General features: G+C 72.0%; 14 protein-coding genes and 1 tRNA gene. 8 read left to right on the forward strand and 7 right to left on the reverse strand.

Annotated elements, in window-relative coordinates; translation table 11 throughout:
- Positions 1–8 precede the first annotated feature (8 nt).
- Positions 9–81 (forward strand) — tRNA-Gly (locus ACGFMK_RS39450).
- Between the two features lie 265 nt (positions 82–346).
- Positions 347–931 (forward strand): lytic polysaccharide monooxygenase, encoded by a 585-nt coding sequence (locus ACGFMK_RS39455; RefSeq protein WP_392774352.1) that lies wholly within the window; start codon positions 347–349, stop codon positions 929–931.
- Positions 932–959: 28 nt separating this feature from the next.
- On the opposite strand, the gene ACGFMK_RS39460 is transcribed toward ACGFMK_RS39455, so the two are convergent.
- From ACGFMK_RS39460 to ACGFMK_RS39470, 3 genes are all read right to left on the reverse strand, one after another.
- Positions 960–1,259 (reverse strand): YiaA/YiaB family inner membrane protein, encoded by a 300-nt coding sequence (locus tag ACGFMK_RS39460; RefSeq protein ID WP_392774354.1) that lies wholly within the window; start codon positions 1,257–1,259, stop codon positions 960–962.
- 69 nt (positions 1,260–1,328) lie between these two features.
- A complete protein-coding gene (locus tag ACGFMK_RS39465; RefSeq protein ID WP_328446500.1) occupies positions 1,329–1,730 on the reverse strand; it encodes an immunity 7 family protein in 402 nt (133 codons plus the stop codon).
- Positions 1,731–1,773: 43 nt separating this feature from the next.
- Complete coding sequence (locus ACGFMK_RS39470) at positions 1,774–2,313, reverse strand: DUF2716 domain-containing protein (RefSeq protein WP_392774356.1); 540 nt, start codon at positions 2,311–2,313, stop codon at positions 1,774–1,776.
- A 134-nt stretch (positions 2,314–2,447) separates the two neighbouring features.
- Here ACGFMK_RS39470 and ACGFMK_RS39475 point away from each other — a divergent pair, with 134 nt between their 5' ends.
- Complete coding sequence (locus ACGFMK_RS39475) at positions 2,448–3,131, forward strand: alpha/beta fold hydrolase (RefSeq protein ID WP_392774358.1); 684 nt, start codon at positions 2,448–2,450, stop codon at positions 3,129–3,131.
- Here the strand turns inward: ACGFMK_RS39475 and ACGFMK_RS39480 are convergent.
- Both ACGFMK_RS39480 and ACGFMK_RS39485 read right to left on the reverse strand, forming a co-directional pair.
- Entirely contained in the window at positions 3,116–4,645 is a 1,530-nt protein-coding gene (locus ACGFMK_RS39480) for a protein kinase (protein WP_392774360.1), read from the reverse strand. The genes ACGFMK_RS39475 and ACGFMK_RS39480 overlap by 16 nt on opposite strands.
- Positions 4,646–4,727: 82 nt before the next feature.
- Positions 4,728–5,333, reverse strand: coding sequence for a hypothetical protein (locus tag ACGFMK_RS39485; RefSeq protein WP_392774362.1), 606 nt, complete (start codon positions 5,331–5,333; stop codon positions 4,728–4,730).
- Between the two features lie 166 nt (positions 5,334–5,499).
- Between ACGFMK_RS39485 and ACGFMK_RS39490 the strand changes: the two genes are divergently transcribed.
- From ACGFMK_RS39490 to ACGFMK_RS39510, 5 genes are read left to right on the forward strand one after another with little or no spacing between them, the layout of a single operon-like run.
- Positions 5,500–6,834 (forward strand): hypothetical protein, encoded by a 1,335-nt coding sequence (locus tag ACGFMK_RS39490; protein ID WP_392774363.1) that lies wholly within the window; start codon positions 5,500–5,502, stop codon positions 6,832–6,834.
- Between the two features lie 31 nt (positions 6,835–6,865).
- Positions 6,866–8,806 carry a glycosyltransferase family 4 protein gene (locus ACGFMK_RS39495; RefSeq protein ID WP_392774365.1) on the forward strand — a complete coding sequence of 647 codons (1,941 nt, stop codon included), beginning with the start codon at positions 6,866–6,868 and terminating at the stop codon, positions 8,804–8,806.
- A complete protein-coding gene (locus ACGFMK_RS39500) occupies positions 8,803–9,354 on the forward strand; it encodes a hypothetical protein (RefSeq protein WP_392774366.1) in 552 nt (183 codons plus the stop codon). The genes ACGFMK_RS39495 and ACGFMK_RS39500 overlap by 4 nt, the downstream gene beginning before the upstream one ends.
- A gap of 2 nt (positions 9,355–9,356) precedes the next feature.
- A complete protein-coding gene (locus tag ACGFMK_RS39505; protein ID WP_392774367.1) occupies positions 9,357–11,162 on the forward strand; it encodes a glycosyltransferase in 1,806 nt (601 codons plus the stop codon).
- 3 nt (positions 11,163–11,165) lie between these two features.
- Positions 11,166–12,473, forward strand: coding sequence for an acyltransferase family protein (locus tag ACGFMK_RS39510; protein ID WP_392774369.1), 1,308 nt, complete (start codon positions 11,166–11,168; stop codon positions 12,471–12,473).
- A gap of 6 nt (positions 12,474–12,479) precedes the next feature.
- Here ACGFMK_RS39510 and ACGFMK_RS39515 read toward each other — a convergent pair whose 3' ends face one another.
- Both ACGFMK_RS39515 and ACGFMK_RS39520 read right to left on the reverse strand, forming a co-directional pair.
- The gene (locus tag ACGFMK_RS39515) at positions 12,480–14,084 is read right to left on the reverse strand and encodes an SAM-dependent methyltransferase (RefSeq protein WP_392774371.1); all 1,605 of its coding nucleotides are present in this window, start codon (positions 14,082–14,084) and stop codon (positions 12,480–12,482) included.
- An 11-nt stretch (positions 14,085–14,095) separates the two neighbouring features.
- The gene (locus ACGFMK_RS39520) at positions 14,096–15,313 is read right to left on the reverse strand and encodes a hypothetical protein (protein WP_392774373.1); all 1,218 of its coding nucleotides are present in this window, start codon (positions 15,311–15,313) and stop codon (positions 14,096–14,098) included.
- Between the last annotated feature and the right edge of the window lie 137 nt (positions 15,314–15,450).

Raw genomic sequence — 15,450 nt, forward strand, 5'->3', positions numbered from 1 at the left:
CGCTGTACGCGGATGTAGCGCAGCTGGTAGCGCATCACCTTGCCAAGGTGAGGGTCGCGGGTTCGAATCCCGTCATCCGCTCGAGTGCGAGAGGGCTGTATCGGCAGAAAGCGCCGATACAGCCCTCTCGCCGTTTCACCCGGGGGCCGAGCCCCCGGACCCCCACGGTGCCGTTGCCAGGCGCCCGGCCCTGCCGTGTTCCGGTGGGCGACACTCCTTGCGTCTTTTGGTCCCTTGTCTGGACCAATCGCCGTAGTTGACCGGTTGCGAAGTTCGGCCGGACAGTGGTCTGAACCATTCAGGTGAATTCTCCACACTGGTGAGTACTTGTTGTGAGAGGAGTCACATGGTCAAGAAGCTCGTTCTCGCCGTTGTCGCCGCTCTCGCTCTTCCGTTCCTGGTCACCGGCGTCGCCTGGGGACACGGGTACACCACCACGCCCCCCAGCCGGGCGTACAAGTGCAAGACCGGGGCCGTGACGAACTGCGGGGCCATCCAGTACGAACCGCAGAGCACCGAAGGCCCGAAGAACTTCCCCGGCGGCGGCCCCGCCGACGGGAAACTCTGCTCCGCCGGTGTCGCCCGCTTCGCCGAGCTCGACGACCAACGCGGTGGCACCTGGCCGGCCACCAAGCTGACCAGTGGCGCGACCTACACCTTCACCTGGACCCTGACGGCCGCGCACGCGACGACGTCGTTCCGCTACTTCGTCACCAAGAACGGCTGGAACCCCTCGGCGCCGCTCACCCGGGCACAGCTGGACACCACGCCGTTCCTGACCGTGCCGTTCAACGGGCAGCGACCCGGCACGACGGTGTCGCACAGCGGCAAGCTGCCGTCCGGCAAGAGCGGACGGCACATGATTCTCGCCGTCTGGGACATCGCCGACACGGCCAACGCGTTCTACCAGTGCTCGGACGTCACTTTCTGAGCTGGTTCGTGCTGGTGGCCGTCTTTCCTCAGCCAGTGGTGGTTTTGAAGGGGTCGTGCTCGGCGAGCAGCTTGTCGAGCCGGGCCTGGTCGACGCGGGAGACCACGGACGTCTCCTCCTGTCTGTCCCGCACGCACTTGGCGAGCGTGAACGCCGAGGTGACCAGGTAGAGCATGCCGAGCGCGAGGAACCCGCGAACCCAGCCGTTGACGGGCAGATACACGATCCCGGCGGTGACCGCGACGAGGGCGAGCCCGAAGGAGAGGGCGGCCTGCGCGTAGAACGCGGTGGTGGTGGGGGAAGCTGCGGACGAACCGGACTTGGTCATGTGACCACGGTCTCGCCGATCGCCCACGGATGTCTTGAGCAGTACTACTCAGCCCGGATTGCGATGCGGCTACAGCTCGTAGACGTCCAGGACCGTGGGGGCCACCGGGGTCAGGTGCGGGTCTTCGCGCTCCGTCACCTGGCCTCGGGCCATGCGGTAGACGCGGAAGTCGTTGTCGTGCTCGGTGTCCTGGTCGTCCCAGACGTACAGCAGGCCGTACGAACCCGCGGCCAGCTCGCCGACCCTGGTGAACATCTCCAGCAGGTCCGGGGCGAGTTCGCCGCCGTGCTTGTCGAAGCCGCCGAAGTGCAGCATCGGCATGCCCGCGCTCCAGCGGAGATCGACCAGGTCGAAGTCGCCCGCATCGCGGATCGCGCGGTGCACGCGGTCGACCAGGCGCTCCAGGAGCGCCGCGTCGTCATCGCCGCTCGCGGTCGCCTGGATGGTCACCCAGCCGTGGTATTCGAACACCCGGAGAACGGTAGCAAGAGATCAACCAGCGCAGATGCCGGGCTCAGCGGGCCAGCGCGGAGGGCTTCCCGTCGCGGCGCAGGACGTTGCTCAGCACCCCTTCGCCGAGACGCTCGAACGCCGACACGAGCGGCTCGCCGAACACGCAGAGCGTGCGCTCCCACGGGTGCCCGAGGGTGCCGAACGAGAAGTCCCTGGCCAGGAACAGGTGGTAGTCCGCACGCGGGAACACCGGCACCGGCCAGCGGGCGCCTTCGGTCATCAGGTGCGGCCGGACGCGGTAGGACTGGTGCTGCCAGTGCAGCGCCCACAGCCAGTCGTCCGGGCCGCAGACCTCGCGGAACGCGGCCTGCGCGACCGACGCGACCTGGTGCTCGTCGACCGCCCACGGGCCCAGGCGGAACTCGGCCGACGAGCGGTCGAGGTCGCCGGGCGAGAGGTCCCAGGTGCGCGACGGCGCCGGCTCGCGGAACCCGGGCCAGGCGTGGGCGTACGTGCTCGGCCAGAACGCCAGCTTGTCGTACACCCAGTACCAGGCGGGCTCGTCGGCGACGCGGGAGACGGCTTCCCAGGCTGCATTCACTGTTTCGACCTCTGACTTGGCCAGGCACGAAAGAACACGCGAAAGCTTCGTGTTCGGTCTCCGGTTTGTCCAGTCCTCGTCCGCTCCGCGCGAACTGTGTCACTCGACCGGGTGGGTTCTGTCAGGTTGTCACCATGCGGATCATCTTCGTCCACGGGGCCTTCGTCCGCGACGGCGCCTGGTGGTGGCAACCGACGGCCGACGTCGTCGCCGAGCACGGTTTGCGCAGCTCGGCGGCGGTGTTGCCGAGCTGCGAAGCCGACCCGCGCGGTGACCTCCACGACGACGCCGCGGCGGTCCGCGCCCTGCTCGACGCGTCGGACGAACCTGCGCTGCTCGTCGGTCACTCGTACGGCGGAATGGTGATCTCCGAGGCCGCCGCCGGGCACCCCGCGGTGCACCGCCTCTTCTACGTGACGTCGTTCCTGCCCGACGCCGGCGAGGCGCTCGCGGACTTCGGCACCGGCGAGCCACCGCCGTGGCACGTCAGCCACGGTGACGGCACGGCAAGCGTCCGGGAGGAGTTCGTCCGGCCGCGGTTCGCGCAGGACTTCGACGACGCCACCTACGGTGGAGCCGCCGCCCGGCTCACCGCCCAGAACGAGGCGGTGTTCGGCCAGCCGGCGACGGCGGCGGCCTGGCGGGAGATCCCGTCGACGTACGTCCTCTGCGCCGGCGACCTCGCGACCCGGCCCGAAACGCAGCGGAAGCACGCGGCACGCGCGACCGACGTCGTCGAGCTGGACGTGCCGCACCACCCGTTCGTCACGCGGCCGGACCTGGTGGCCGGCGTCCTGCTGGCTCAGACGACGACGTAGCCCAGCACGAACTCCTTCGTCTTGCCCTCGCAGCGGCCGTCGAGCGAGTCGAAGTGGCTCGCCCCGGCGTTGCAGCGGTAGAGCGCCCGCGAACCGGACCAGCCCGGCGGGTCGGCGTAGATGTAGCCGAGGAAGCCGAGCGGCTGCTGGCCCTCGCACTTGCCGCTCTGGTCGGGCGAGGTGAACCAGTCCTTCTGGTCCTTCACCCTGCAGGCGAACAGCTTCCGCGTGCCGGGCTCGGCCGTCGCGACCAGCTCGCCGAAGAGGCCCTCCAGCTTGAAGCCGGCCGGCGGCCCGACCTTCTTCGTCCCGCTGAAGTGCCCGCCGTCCGGGTGGTGGAAGCGGACCAGCGGCACCTTGGCCGGATCCGGTTTCCCCGCGGTCGACGTCGGCGCGGTGGAACCCGGGGACGTGCTCGGCGACGGCGTGGGCTTCTTGCTGCTGTGCTTGGTGGTCGCCGGCTTCGTGGAAGACGTCGGCGTGGGACCCGGCGCACCCGCGGCGACCGGGGTCGTGGCGTCCGGCTTGAGCAGGAAGACCGCGGCCAGCGCGGCGACCACCACCACCGCGGCGCCCGACAGCACCCACGGCAGGCGCCGCTTCCGCGGCCGCTCCCAGTCCACTGTGGTCGGTGACGGCGCGGCGACCTTCGCCGTCACCGGCTCCAAGACGATTGTCGGAAGGTCGCCCGGGTCGACGGCCCGCGTCGGGGCGTCGGTGATCGTGGTGCGCGCGGTTTCCAGCAGCGGCCGCAGTCCGGCCGCGTCGAGACGGTCCGAAGTGGACTGGGTCAGCAGCCCGAGTACGGCGTCGGCGAGGGGGCCGCGGCAGCGCTCCGGCACCGGGCGGTCGTACATGATCGCGTGCAGCGTCGCGGCCGTCGTCGTCCGCTGGAACGGCGCCCGGCCTTCGGCGGCGTGGAACAGGGTCGCGCCGAGCGACCAGAGGTCGGACGCGGGTGACGGGCCGGCCCCGGCGAACAGCTCGGGCGGCATGTAGCCGGGTGAGCCCATGACGCCACCGGTCTGGGTCAGGCCCGGGTCGTCCATCGCCCGCGCGATGCCGAAGTCGGCGAGCTTCACCCGGTCGCCGGGCAGCACCATGATGTTGCTGGGCTTGACGTCCCGGTGCACGATCCCGGCCGCGTGCGCGTTCTCCAGCGCGCTCAGCACCTGCAGGCCGATCTCGGCGACGCGATCGCCCGACAGCGGCCCCTCACGCCCGACGACGTCGGCGAGCGTCGGCGCGACCACCAGCTCCATCACGATGAACGTGGCGCCGTGCTCGCTGACGACGTCGTACACCGTGACGACGCCGGGGTGGTTGAGCCGCCCCGCGGTGCGGGCTTCGCGCAGGACGCGCTCGAGGTGCACCGGCGAGGCGCCCGGCGGCGTGGCCAGCTCCTTCAGGGCCACCGGCCGCCCGAGGAACTGGTCCTCGCCGCGCCAGACGACGCCCATCCCGCCCCGGCCCAGCTCGGCCGAAATCGCGTACCTGCCAGCGATCAGTCTCATCGTCGCCCCCCTGAGCGCTCGGGGGGCGATGGTAGAAGACGACCAAGGAGGCGCCGGGAGAGGGCCCGGCGCCTCCCCGGTCTCAGGCGGCGTCCCAGAGGGTCAGGAACGCCGAGGCCTCACTGCGGGCCCAGGGCCGCAGCCGTTCGCGGTCACGCGCCGAGAGCTGGTACTCCTTCGCGCGGCGGACGTCGATCACCAGCGCCTCGCCGCCCGGGAGGATGTCCGGCATCGCCTGTTCCAGCACCCACAGCGCGAGCTGGGCCGACGCCTTGCTCAGCGGCTCCTCCTTGAAGTAGAGCCAGGTCGCGTAGCGGCGGCCGTCGCTCTTGCGCAGGCCGAGCTGCGGGCTGACGCCGATCTCGAGGTCGCCGAGCCGGCACCGGCCGCGGCCGACCTCGACCAGCCGCGGCGACTTGCGGCCGAGGTAGCGCAGCCAGCCTTCGGCGATGGCGCTGTAGTGCGGTTTCGTCCTTTCGTCCGCCGCGTTGACGAGCGCCCGGAGCGCCACTTCGTCCTGGTTCGCCGCCCGTCCGGAGCGCACGGCGTTGGCCGCCCGCCGGTAGTAGTTGAACGCGGCCCGCGCCGGGTCCTCGTACAACCGGCGCTGCCGCCGGACGAACGACGACCGCGACGGTCCGGTGCTGGCGCTGTAGCCCACGAACGTGGGCAGGGTGATGTAGGCCATGGCCCTGCCTTCCTCCATCACACCGCCCGCGGTCGCGGGCGGCATCTCCCCTGTACAACGCCCATTTTAGAACATATGTACGACAGTTTTCGGGGGCTTGACGGGTGACAGCCGCCGGCCGCGGTGGTGAGGGGTCGGCCAACCGGGGGTCGGCTATGGTGAACGGGTGTCGGTGCACTTGAGGGACGGGAAACCGGAGAAGCCGGAGAAACCGCCCCAGCCCCTCACGGTCCACGAGGCCTGGCTGCCCCGGGACCACTCGATGTACCGCCCGCGCCACGGCCGCCAGCGGGCCGCCCTGATCTGCGCGGTCGCCTTCTTCCTGACGCCGGTGGTGTCGCTCGGCCTGTTCGGCCGTCCCGCGGAGTTCGAAAACCACCAGCTCCACGACTTCCCGAGCCTGTCCGAGGGCTGGGGCTTCTTCGCCGGGCTCAGTCAGTGGGCCACCGACTGGCTGCCCGGCCGCCAGGCCGCGGTGCAGGCCGAGGACGGGATCAGCCGCGGCGTCTTCGGCGAGCCGCCCGCGCTCGGCGCGAAACCGGCCCAACCCGGCGTCGGACCGGTGACCGGCCAGCCGCCCGCCCTCCCGGAAACCGGCCAGTCCCAAGGCCAGACGAACAGCAACTACCCGCCGGTGGTCGAAGGCCGCGACGGCTGGCTGTACCTGGGCAACGACCTGTACGCCAAGTGCAACCCGATGATCCCGGCCGCGACCGTGATCGACGAGCTGATCGGGTTCCGCAAGGCCGTCGAGGCGTCGGGGCGGCGGCTGGTGCTGATCGTGCCGCCGGACAAGTCGGACATCTTCCCGCAGTTCCTGCCGGACCAGTACGCCGGGAAGGACTGCGCGCCGGTCGCCGCCCGGACGATGTGGCAGCGGCTGAACACCGACGTCGGCTACCTGGACCTGCGGCAGCCGCTGCTCGCCGAGTCGCAGCGGCAGGGTTCGCCGATCTACTTCAAGCAGGACACGCACTGGCAGTTCCACGGCGGCCTGACGATGGTCCGGGCCCTGGCCGAAGACCTGCGGCCCGGCGTGACGAGCACCTGGCGGACCGCGCCCAAGGAGAAGTTCGACAAGCAGACCGACCTGCCGCCGCTGATCGGGCGCACCGGCAGCGAGCCCGCCGAGCTGGAGAGCCTGGCCCCGGACGGCGGCGCCGACCGGACCCGCACGTTCTTCGGCCAACCGAACACCGTGCCGATCGAGCTGCACGGCGGCGCGACCGTCGGCACCGTCCCCGACAAGGTCGCGATGATCGGCGACTCGTTCACCGGTTTCGCCAACATGTACCTCGCCGCCACGTTCACCGACATGACGATCATGCACTCGGACTACGTCCAGCAGGACACGGACGCGGCCGCCGCGAAGCTCGCCGGCAGCGACGTGATCGTCCTCGAAATCGCGGAACGCAACCTCATCGGCGGGCAAAGCCCTATCCTGGCCCCGGCCGTGGTGAAGACGCTGAGCGAGCAGCTCGCGAAACACCCCAGGCGATGAGCGCGTCACAGCGCAGAAACGAAGGAATCGGATGATCGTGCGGGAGCTGCCGTGGCTCGCCGGTGTGGACGCCGGCAGTGCCTCGGTCACGGCCGACCGGATCTCGGTCGGCGGCTGGCTCGTCTCCCCGACCGGCCCGGACGGCAGCACCGTCCGGCTCGGCGGGCAGGTCGCCAGGGTGCACTGGGAGCGCGGCACCACCGCCGTGCCCGGGGTGCCGCCGGACTGGCCGACCTGGGTGTGGCGGGCGGAGGCCGAGGTGGACCAGCCGGTCGGCGCGGAGGTGACGATCACCGCGCCCGACGGCACCGAGCTCGGCCGCACCGCGGTCTGGCCGGAGAGCACCTTCCGGGAGCCGTCGCCGCTGGGCGAGATCGACTTCCCGGCCGTGGACGCCGAGCTCACCGGTGACCTCATGGTCGTTTCGGGCTGGCTGCTGCTCGACGGCAAGCTGCCCAGCCGGATCGAGGTGGAGATCGACGGCGCCGCGCCGCAGCGCGCCCGGCTGATGCTGCCTCGGCCGGACGTCACCAGCGCGCTGCCCGGCTCGATCCGGCAGGCCGGGCTGAGCGGCTACGAAGCCCGCGTGCCCCTGCCGATGGCGCCGGGCGACCGGCGGAAGATCACCTTCCGGGTGCGGGCCTGGACCCGCGACGGCCGCGAGTGGAGCTCGCCGACCCGGTACGCGACGTTGCGGCGGCGCCCGGCCGACCGGCGCGACGCCGAAGCCGCCGCCCGCGCGTCGGCGTTCACCGACGAGCTGCTGGCCCGGGTCAAGGCCGCCGTGGACACCGACCACGTCCTGGTCGTCACGCACAGCCTGCGTGTCGGCGGCGGCCAGTTCTGGCTCAGCGAGCTGCTGCGCCACCTGTCGGGCCCGCACGGCCACAAGGTCACCCTGGTCTCGCCCGAGGACGGCCCGCTGCGCGCGGAGCTGGAGGACCTGGGCGTCACCGTGCACGTCACCGGCCACCACCGGGTCCAGGACGCGGTGCAGTACGCCGCCTACGTCGGGGAGCTGGCCATGCTGGCCACCGCGACCGGCGCCGGGGTCGTGCTGGTGAACACGCTCGGCATGTTCGCCGGGGTCGACGCGGCGATGCGCGCGGGGCTGCCGGTGGCGTGGGTGATCCACGAGAGCTTCAGCCTCGAGGACTTCGCCTACCTGAACTGGGGCATGGACGGCCTCGACCCGCTGGTGCGGGAGCGCTGGGAGCACTGCCTGGCGGACGCGGACCAGCTCGTGTTCGTCGCCGACGCCACGCGCGAGATGTTCCTGCCGCGGTCGCGGTCGCGGCGGTGCGTCACCGTCCGGTACGGCATCGACCTCGTCCCGGTCAAGCAGGCGCAGTACGACTCGAAGGAAGCGGTCCGGCGCGAGCTGGGCCTGCCGGAAGACGCGACCGTGCTGCTCAACATCGGCGTCAGCGAGCCGCGCAAGGGCCACGCCCCGCTGCTGCTGGCCTTCGAGCAGGTGCGCTCGACGCACCCGGACGCCCACCTGGTGATCGTCGGGATGCACGAGTCGCCGTACTGCGACGCCCTCGAGGACTACGTCGAGGCGGCCGGGCTGACCGGCTCGGTCAGCCTGGTGCCGATCGTCCGCGACCCGCTGCGGTGGCTGCGCGCGGCGGACTTGTTCGTCAACAGCTCGGACATCGAGTCGCTGCCGCGCTCGATCCTCGAAGCGATGGCGTTCCGGGTGCCGGTCGTCGCCGCCGACGTGTTCGGCACCCGCGAGATCATCAGCGACAGCGAGAGCGGCTGGCTGTTCGTGCCCAACGACCTCAGCGCCCTCACGGTCGGGCTGCTGCGGGCCCTGGACACCCCGCCCGCGGCCCGCGAGCGGATCGCCGAGCGGGCGCTGGCCGGCGTCGGCGCCTTCCTGGACTCCACGCACTACGGGCAGGAGTTCTCCACCATCCTGAAAGGCCTCGCCCGAGGCACCGGTACCGAGGAACGGGACGCATGAGCTCCGAAGAAGGCCCGAAGAACCCGGCCCCGCGCGACGACGAACCGGGCGAGCCGGTCGAGTACGCCGTTCCGGCGTCGGTGCGGGCCGAGCTGCTGCAGCTGCGGGCCGAGCGCTCGGTGCTGATGGCCGAGCGCGAGCGGCTACTGGGCCGGCTCCGCGGCGCCGACGCGGACCTGCGCGAAGCCCTTCGCGTGCAGGAGCGGCTCGTCGAGGACGCCCGCGCCAACGACGACCTGCGCCGTCAGGTCGACGAGGCCTCGGAGGCCCGCGTCGAGCTGGACGCCCTGCGCCGCGACCGCGACCTCGCCCGCCAGGAGCTGGAACGCACCCGCACCGAGCGCGACCAGCTGCGGATGGACCTGCTGCAGGCCGAGCTCGCCCTGCACGGCGCCGACCTGCCCGAGGTCGTCGAGCACGACCACCGGGAGGCGGAGCAGCTGCGCCGCCAGGTCGCCGACCTCTCGCAGGAGCTCGACGCGCACCGCCAGACCCTCAGCTGGAAGGTCACCGCGCCCCTGCGCACCGTCCGCCGTAAGACCCGCTGACGGTGGCCGCACCCCGACTGGTGCTGGCGTCCGCGCCGGGTGGCAGCGCCTTCATGGAGGAGCTCTTCGAGGTCGTCGCCGACGCGGTGCGTTCGGTGGGCGGCCGGGCCGAGACGCACACCGGGCCGCTGCCCGAGGACGACGACGACACGGTGTTCGTCGTCGTCCCGCACGAGTACCTGGTGGTGCTGCCCGAGAAGCAGCGCCCGCGCCCGGACCAGCTGCGCCGGACCATCGCGTTCTGCGTCGAGCACCCCGGCACGCGCACCTTCGACACGAGCGCCGGCCTGCTGCCGCGGTTCGGCGGCGTGGTGGACATCAACGCCGACTCCACCGACGAGCTGGTGCGGCGCGGCCACGACGTCCGCCGGTTCCAGCTCGGCTACACCCCGCTGTGGGACCGGTGGGGCGGTGACCTCGACAGCCCGCGTGACATCGACGTCACGTACCTGGGCACGGCCGAGCACCGGCGCTCGGCGTTGCTGGCCCGGGCCGCCCGCGACCTCGACGGTCTCGAGGTGCGGCTGCTCACCCCGCCGCACGAACCGATGGTGAAGCCGCGCCCGGACTTCCTGATGGGCCGGGCGAAGCACGAGCACCTGGCCCGCAGCCGCGTGCTGCTGAACCTGCACCGCGAAGCCTCGAAGGCCCTCGAATGGGTGCGGGTGCTGGAAGCGGCCTGCAACGGCTGCGTCGTGGTCACCGAGCCCAGCCGCGACCTCGCGCCGTTCACCGCCGGGCAGCACCTGCTGGTGGCCCGGGAGACCGTTGTCGGCGCGGCCACCGCGGCGATGCTGCGCGACGGCGAGCTCGAACGCTCGATCCGCGCCGAGGCCTACCGCTTCGTCCGCGAAGAGCTGGACATGACCCCGTCGGCCCACGCGCTGGTGGACCTGGCGGCCGAGCTGGCGGAGCGGCACCCGGCGCCGGCCCGCTCCGACCGCCCGGTGCGGACAACGGCCGCCGTCGCCGTCCCGGCCGACGGGCCGCTGGCCGTCGACACCCCGAGCTGGGACCCCCGGTTCCGCGGTGCGGAGTCCCTCGGCGCCGACCCCGGGGCCGACCGGCGGCTCGCCGCCCGGCTCACCGTGGAACGCACGGAAACCGCGCGGCGCACGGACCGCGTGGTCCGCCCCCCGGCCGCGCTGCCGCTCGCGCCGAGCGGCGGCCCGCGGGCGGACGACGTGGACGCGCTGATCGTGCGGCGGATCGGCGACCCCGGGGTCGCCGCGCTGGTCGACGACCTCGCCCGCGGGACGACGGTGCCCGCGGGGGTGTTCGTCTGCGAAGACGGCACCGTCGAGCCCGCCGGCCCGAAGCCCTACGACGTGCTCCACCACCCGGTCCCCCGCGGCGCCGGCCACGCGTACAACCGGCTCCTGGCCGGGTCACGGGCCGACCTGCTGCTGGTGCTCGACGCCGGTATGCGATGCTCCCCCCACCTCGTGGCACGCCTGCTCACCGCGGTGCGGGCGGGCGCGGACCTGGCCCACTGCCCGGTCGCGGACGCCCAGCTGGGGCTCGTCGGCGCACTTCCCCCGGAGGCGCGGCGGCTGGCGCGGCTGCCCTACCTCGGGAGTGGCTACCTGGTGCGGCGGACCGTGCTCGAGGAGCTCGGCGGCTGGCCGGAAGACCCGTGGTCGGAAGGCCTGGAACACCACGGCTTCTGGCTCGGGGTGGCCGACCGGGGCGACCGCACGGAACTGGTGCAGCAGGTCCTGCTGTCCCGCGTGGTGCCCGACCCGCCGGCCCGGCCGGTCGACCTCGATCCCCAGCGCGCCTGGGCCGCGACGAACGCGAAACGGTAGGACATGGACAGCACCGAGACCACGGACGTGCTCCCGGCGATCACGCCCGGGCACCGCCCGCCGGAGGCACCCGCCAAGCCGGCGGCCGCGGAAACCCGGGAAAGCGGGCCGCTGCCGTCGTTCATCCCGCAGCTGACCGGCGTCCGCGCCCTGGCGGCGCTGTGGGTGCTGGCGTTCCACTTCCGCCCGGAGCTGGTTTCGTCGTTCCCGTTCCTCGGCCGGCTGGCGCCCCTGTTCGACGCCGGGCACCTCGGCGTGGACCTGTTCTTCGTGCTCAGCGGCTTCATCATGACCTACACCCACCTCGACCGGATGACCGAGCCGTGGACCCCGCGCAAGGCGCTCGGGTTCCTCTGGCTGCGGCTGAGCCGGATCTGGCCGGTGATGTTTCTGGTGCTGCTGGGCTGGGCGCTGTACCGCGCGTACTCGCTGCAGGCCAACGCCGACGCGAGCATCCAGGCCGCGGCCAGCCCGGCCCGGTTCCTCGAGCACGTGCTCCTGATCCAGGGCTGGTTCATCGAACCGGACCAGTGGAACCCGGTGGACTGGTCGCTGAGCGCGGAGTGGCTGGCGTACCTGGTCTTCAGCGTCGCGATCGCGGTGCTCGCGAAGATGCTGCAGACCGTGCGCCTGCGCTCGCTGATCCTGTGCGCGCTGGTCTCGGTGTTCCCGGTCGTCGCGATCGGGGTGACCATGGAGGACGGCAGCGACCTGCTGCTGTTCCACAACGCGCTGGTGCCGGGGATGATCCCGCTGCGCGTCCTGACGGAGTTCTTCGGCGGCGCGTTCACGGCGCTGATCGTGATGCGCTGCGGCCGCGCCGCGCGGCTGCCGTGGTTCCTGCGCCCGACGGTGGTCTTCGTGGTGATCGTCGCGGTGATCTTCCTGGTGCAGCACTTCGACCCGTTCCGCCGCTACAACATGGGACTCGACTGGCGCATCAACGGGCACCTGATGTGGGGCTCGGCCGAGACGGTGATCGTGGTGCCGTTGTTCCTGCTGCTGATCGGCTCGCTGGCCATCAGCACCCGGGAACCGATGGCGTGGCTGCTCCGGACGAAGCTCCTGATCTGGGGCGGGAAGATCTCGTTCGCGCTGTACCTCGTGCACTGGCTCTGCATCGACGTGATGCGGCACGTCATCCAGACCAAGCTGCACATCACGGACATGCCGACGAGCTGGGAGTACCGGCTGATCGTGCTCGGCTTCCTCGCCCTGACGGTGCTGATCGCCCACGTCCTGCACCGCTTCTTCGAGGAGCCGACCCGGCGCGCGATGCGGCGGATGCTGCCGGAGTCGATGCGGGCCTGAGGGCCGTCAGCCCTGGGACGGTTCGGCCAGCCGGACCGTCCAGGCCCGCTCCAGCTCGGCGGTCCGCTCGGCCAGGTATTCGGGGTCACTGCGGCCCGCCTGGCGGACGGCTTGGAAACGGGCCTCCGCCGTCACGCCCCGCAGCACCGCCGCTTCCTCGACGCCCAGCCTGCCGCACAGGTCGCGCACGACGTCGGCGACGGTCGGCCCCACCGGGTGGCCACCGCGAGCGAGTTCGTCGGCGGTGATCAGCACTCCGCGGTGCACGACGTCGTCCGCCGTGCAGCCGTCGACGTGCCATTCGAGGTCGATCGGGACGAGCCCGGACGTCGTCACGAGGACGTTCTGCGGCGTCAGGTCCCACAGCCGCGGGCCGAACTCCCCGGCGCGGGCGACCACGAGAGCACGCCAGCGCCCGAGCAGCTCGGTCAGCCGCTCGGGGTGTTTCCGCGCGAGCCCGAGCAGGGTCGGCGCGTCGACGACGTCGTCCACAGTGGACACGATGCGGACGCCGTGTGCCGGCGCGGGGTGCGCGGCCAGCGGCGCCCGGCGCACGCGCAGGGTGTCGCCTTCACGCTCCACAACGGACTGGGTGCAGAAGTCGGCGGCGCGGTCGGTGCTGAAGAACGACGCCAGCACGCCGTCCGGCCACAGCCGCTGGTCGCCGTCTTTCGCGGCCAGCACGAGGAACGAGTTGCTGTGGTGCGCGGCCAGGCCGGCGTCGACCAGCTCGGTCCACACGCGGTGCTCGTCCGCCACGCGTTCCCCCGCGCCCGCCCAGTCCGGGCTGGGGAAGCTGGGGAGCTGGGCGGCCAGCCGCGGCCGCGTCGCGAGCAGTTCGTCGGAAAGCAGGGCCCGCGTGAGCTTGTAGTCCGGGAAGGCGCCGAGCACGGTCGTCCCGGCGAACCCGGCGCTGCCCACCAGACCGAGGAGCCGCTTGCGGGAGAACGTCCGGGCGACCCCGCCCGCCGGGTACCCGGTGACGCCGTCCCACGGGATCCCGGTGTGGTCTTCCGCGGCACCGCAGAGGTACTTGACGCCCAGCTGGTTTTCGATCGCGAGCACCAGCGTCCCGCCCGGGCGCAGCCGGGCGTGCGCGGCACGCAGGAAGCCGGTGTAGACCTCGTCTTCGTCACCGCCGGCACCGACGTACTCGAGCACGCCGATGACGACCACGACGTCGTACGCCTCGACCGCCGGGACGTCGTCGATCCCGCCGACGAAGACCTCGACGTCACCGAGGTCGCGGGTGCGGGCCCGCGCCCCGCGCGCACGGCTCGCCACCGGCTCGACGGCGTCCACGGACCGGCAGCGTTCGGCGAGGTAGCTCGTCACCGCGCCGGTGCCGCAGCCGATCTCCAGCACCGCCGCTTCGGGCGGCAGCCGCAGCGTCCGCAGCACGTTCGCGCGGCCGTGGTCGAGGTGGTAGCGCTCGGGCCAGGTCCGCGCGGCGAGGGTCAGCTCGTCACTGAGCGACCCGCGGTCCTGCGCGTTTTCCAGCAGGGCGGTGACCAGATCCTCGGCGCCGTCCGCGTAGTCGGAGACGCCGGTGGACAACACCGTGCAGCCGTACTCGTCCTGGTCGACCCGGGACCGGAGTGGCGTGGTCACCTGGGCTCCGGTCACGAGTTCGGAACGTTCTCCAGCATCGCCTTCATGACGCCCTCGAACTCCTTGGTCACGGCCGTGTCGGTGGCCGGGGCCTGGTTGACGTCGACGCGCACCACGGCGACACCCGAGACGTACACCGCGCGGTAGGTCGTGTGGTCGGATTGGACCGCCTTGAAGACCGAGACCGACTGCGGGAGCCCGGAGTGGTCGGCGACCGGCTGGAGACCGGTGCTGCCGGCGGGCTTCTGCAGGGACTGCGCCAGCCGGTTGGCGTCCGCGACGCTCGGGGTGTTGACGAGCAGCACCGTGTAGTCGAACGGGGAGTTCGTCGACGCCTGACACGTTATGTACGCGGAGCCGGCGGCCTTGACCGCGGTGGCCTCGGCGGCGACCAGGAACTCGTTCTGCACGGCCTCGTCGATACTCATCGTGCCGTTCTTGGAGCTGGCCTTGCCCGGCATCGGCGGCACGCGGGTGGGCGCGACGCTCGGCGGGGGCGGCGTGGTGCTCGGCGCCGCCGACGTGGGGCTGCCGGACGACGTCGGGTCCGCGACGTTGTTGTTCGAGTCGCCGCGCAGGCCGAACCACCAGATCGCGAAGCCGGCGAGCAGGACCACCAGCACCGCCGCGACGATGGTGATGCCCTTTTTCTTGCCAGAGCTCTTCTTGGTCTCGAAGTAGGACTCGGGTCCCTGGCGCATCCAGTTCGCGTCGTGCTGCGGTGTGGCGTCGTCGGCACCCCACGGCGGCGCGGCGGCGCCGGGCGGCACCTGGTTCCAGCCGGCCTGCGGGGGCGGGGGCTGCTGCGAGTAGCCCTGGTAGTTCGGCTGGTACTCCCCGGTGTTGCGCACAACCTGGGTGCGCTCCGGGTTGTCGTCGACCGGCTGCGGCGGCGACGCGAACCCGCCGGGCGGTGAGAACGGCTGCGCCGGCGGCACGAACGCGGTCGCGCCGGCGTGGGGCTGCTGTGCCTGCCACGAAACGGCCTGCGTGCGCTCGGCGTCACCCGGCTGCTGCTGGTGCGGCTGCGGGATCCCGCCGGGCGGGCTGACCGGCGCGATCACCTGCGTCTCGTCGGCGCCGGGTGACGGCGGTTGCTGCGGTTGCGGGTCCTGCACGCCCACCGCTGACGAAAGCACCTGGTCACGTCGGGTCCGATACTCGTCGGCGGACAGCTGTCCCGCCGCGAGCTCCTCGTCCAGCCGACGCAGCTCCTCCTGCCAGGACACCAGGAGCCCCCTTTTTCCAGTCTGATCGATCGGCCACGAGCCGACCGACACGGCCTCGCCTGTTCAACTGACATGCACATTGTGCACTTCTGAGGTGCCCGGCCGCCCCGCGGGTCGGATTGTCACCTGACCTTCGC

It is taken from the genome of Amycolatopsis sp. NPDC049252, from assembly GCF_043197175.1.
Classification (GTDB): Bacteria; Actinomycetota; Actinomycetes; order Mycobacteriales; family Pseudonocardiaceae; genus Amycolatopsis.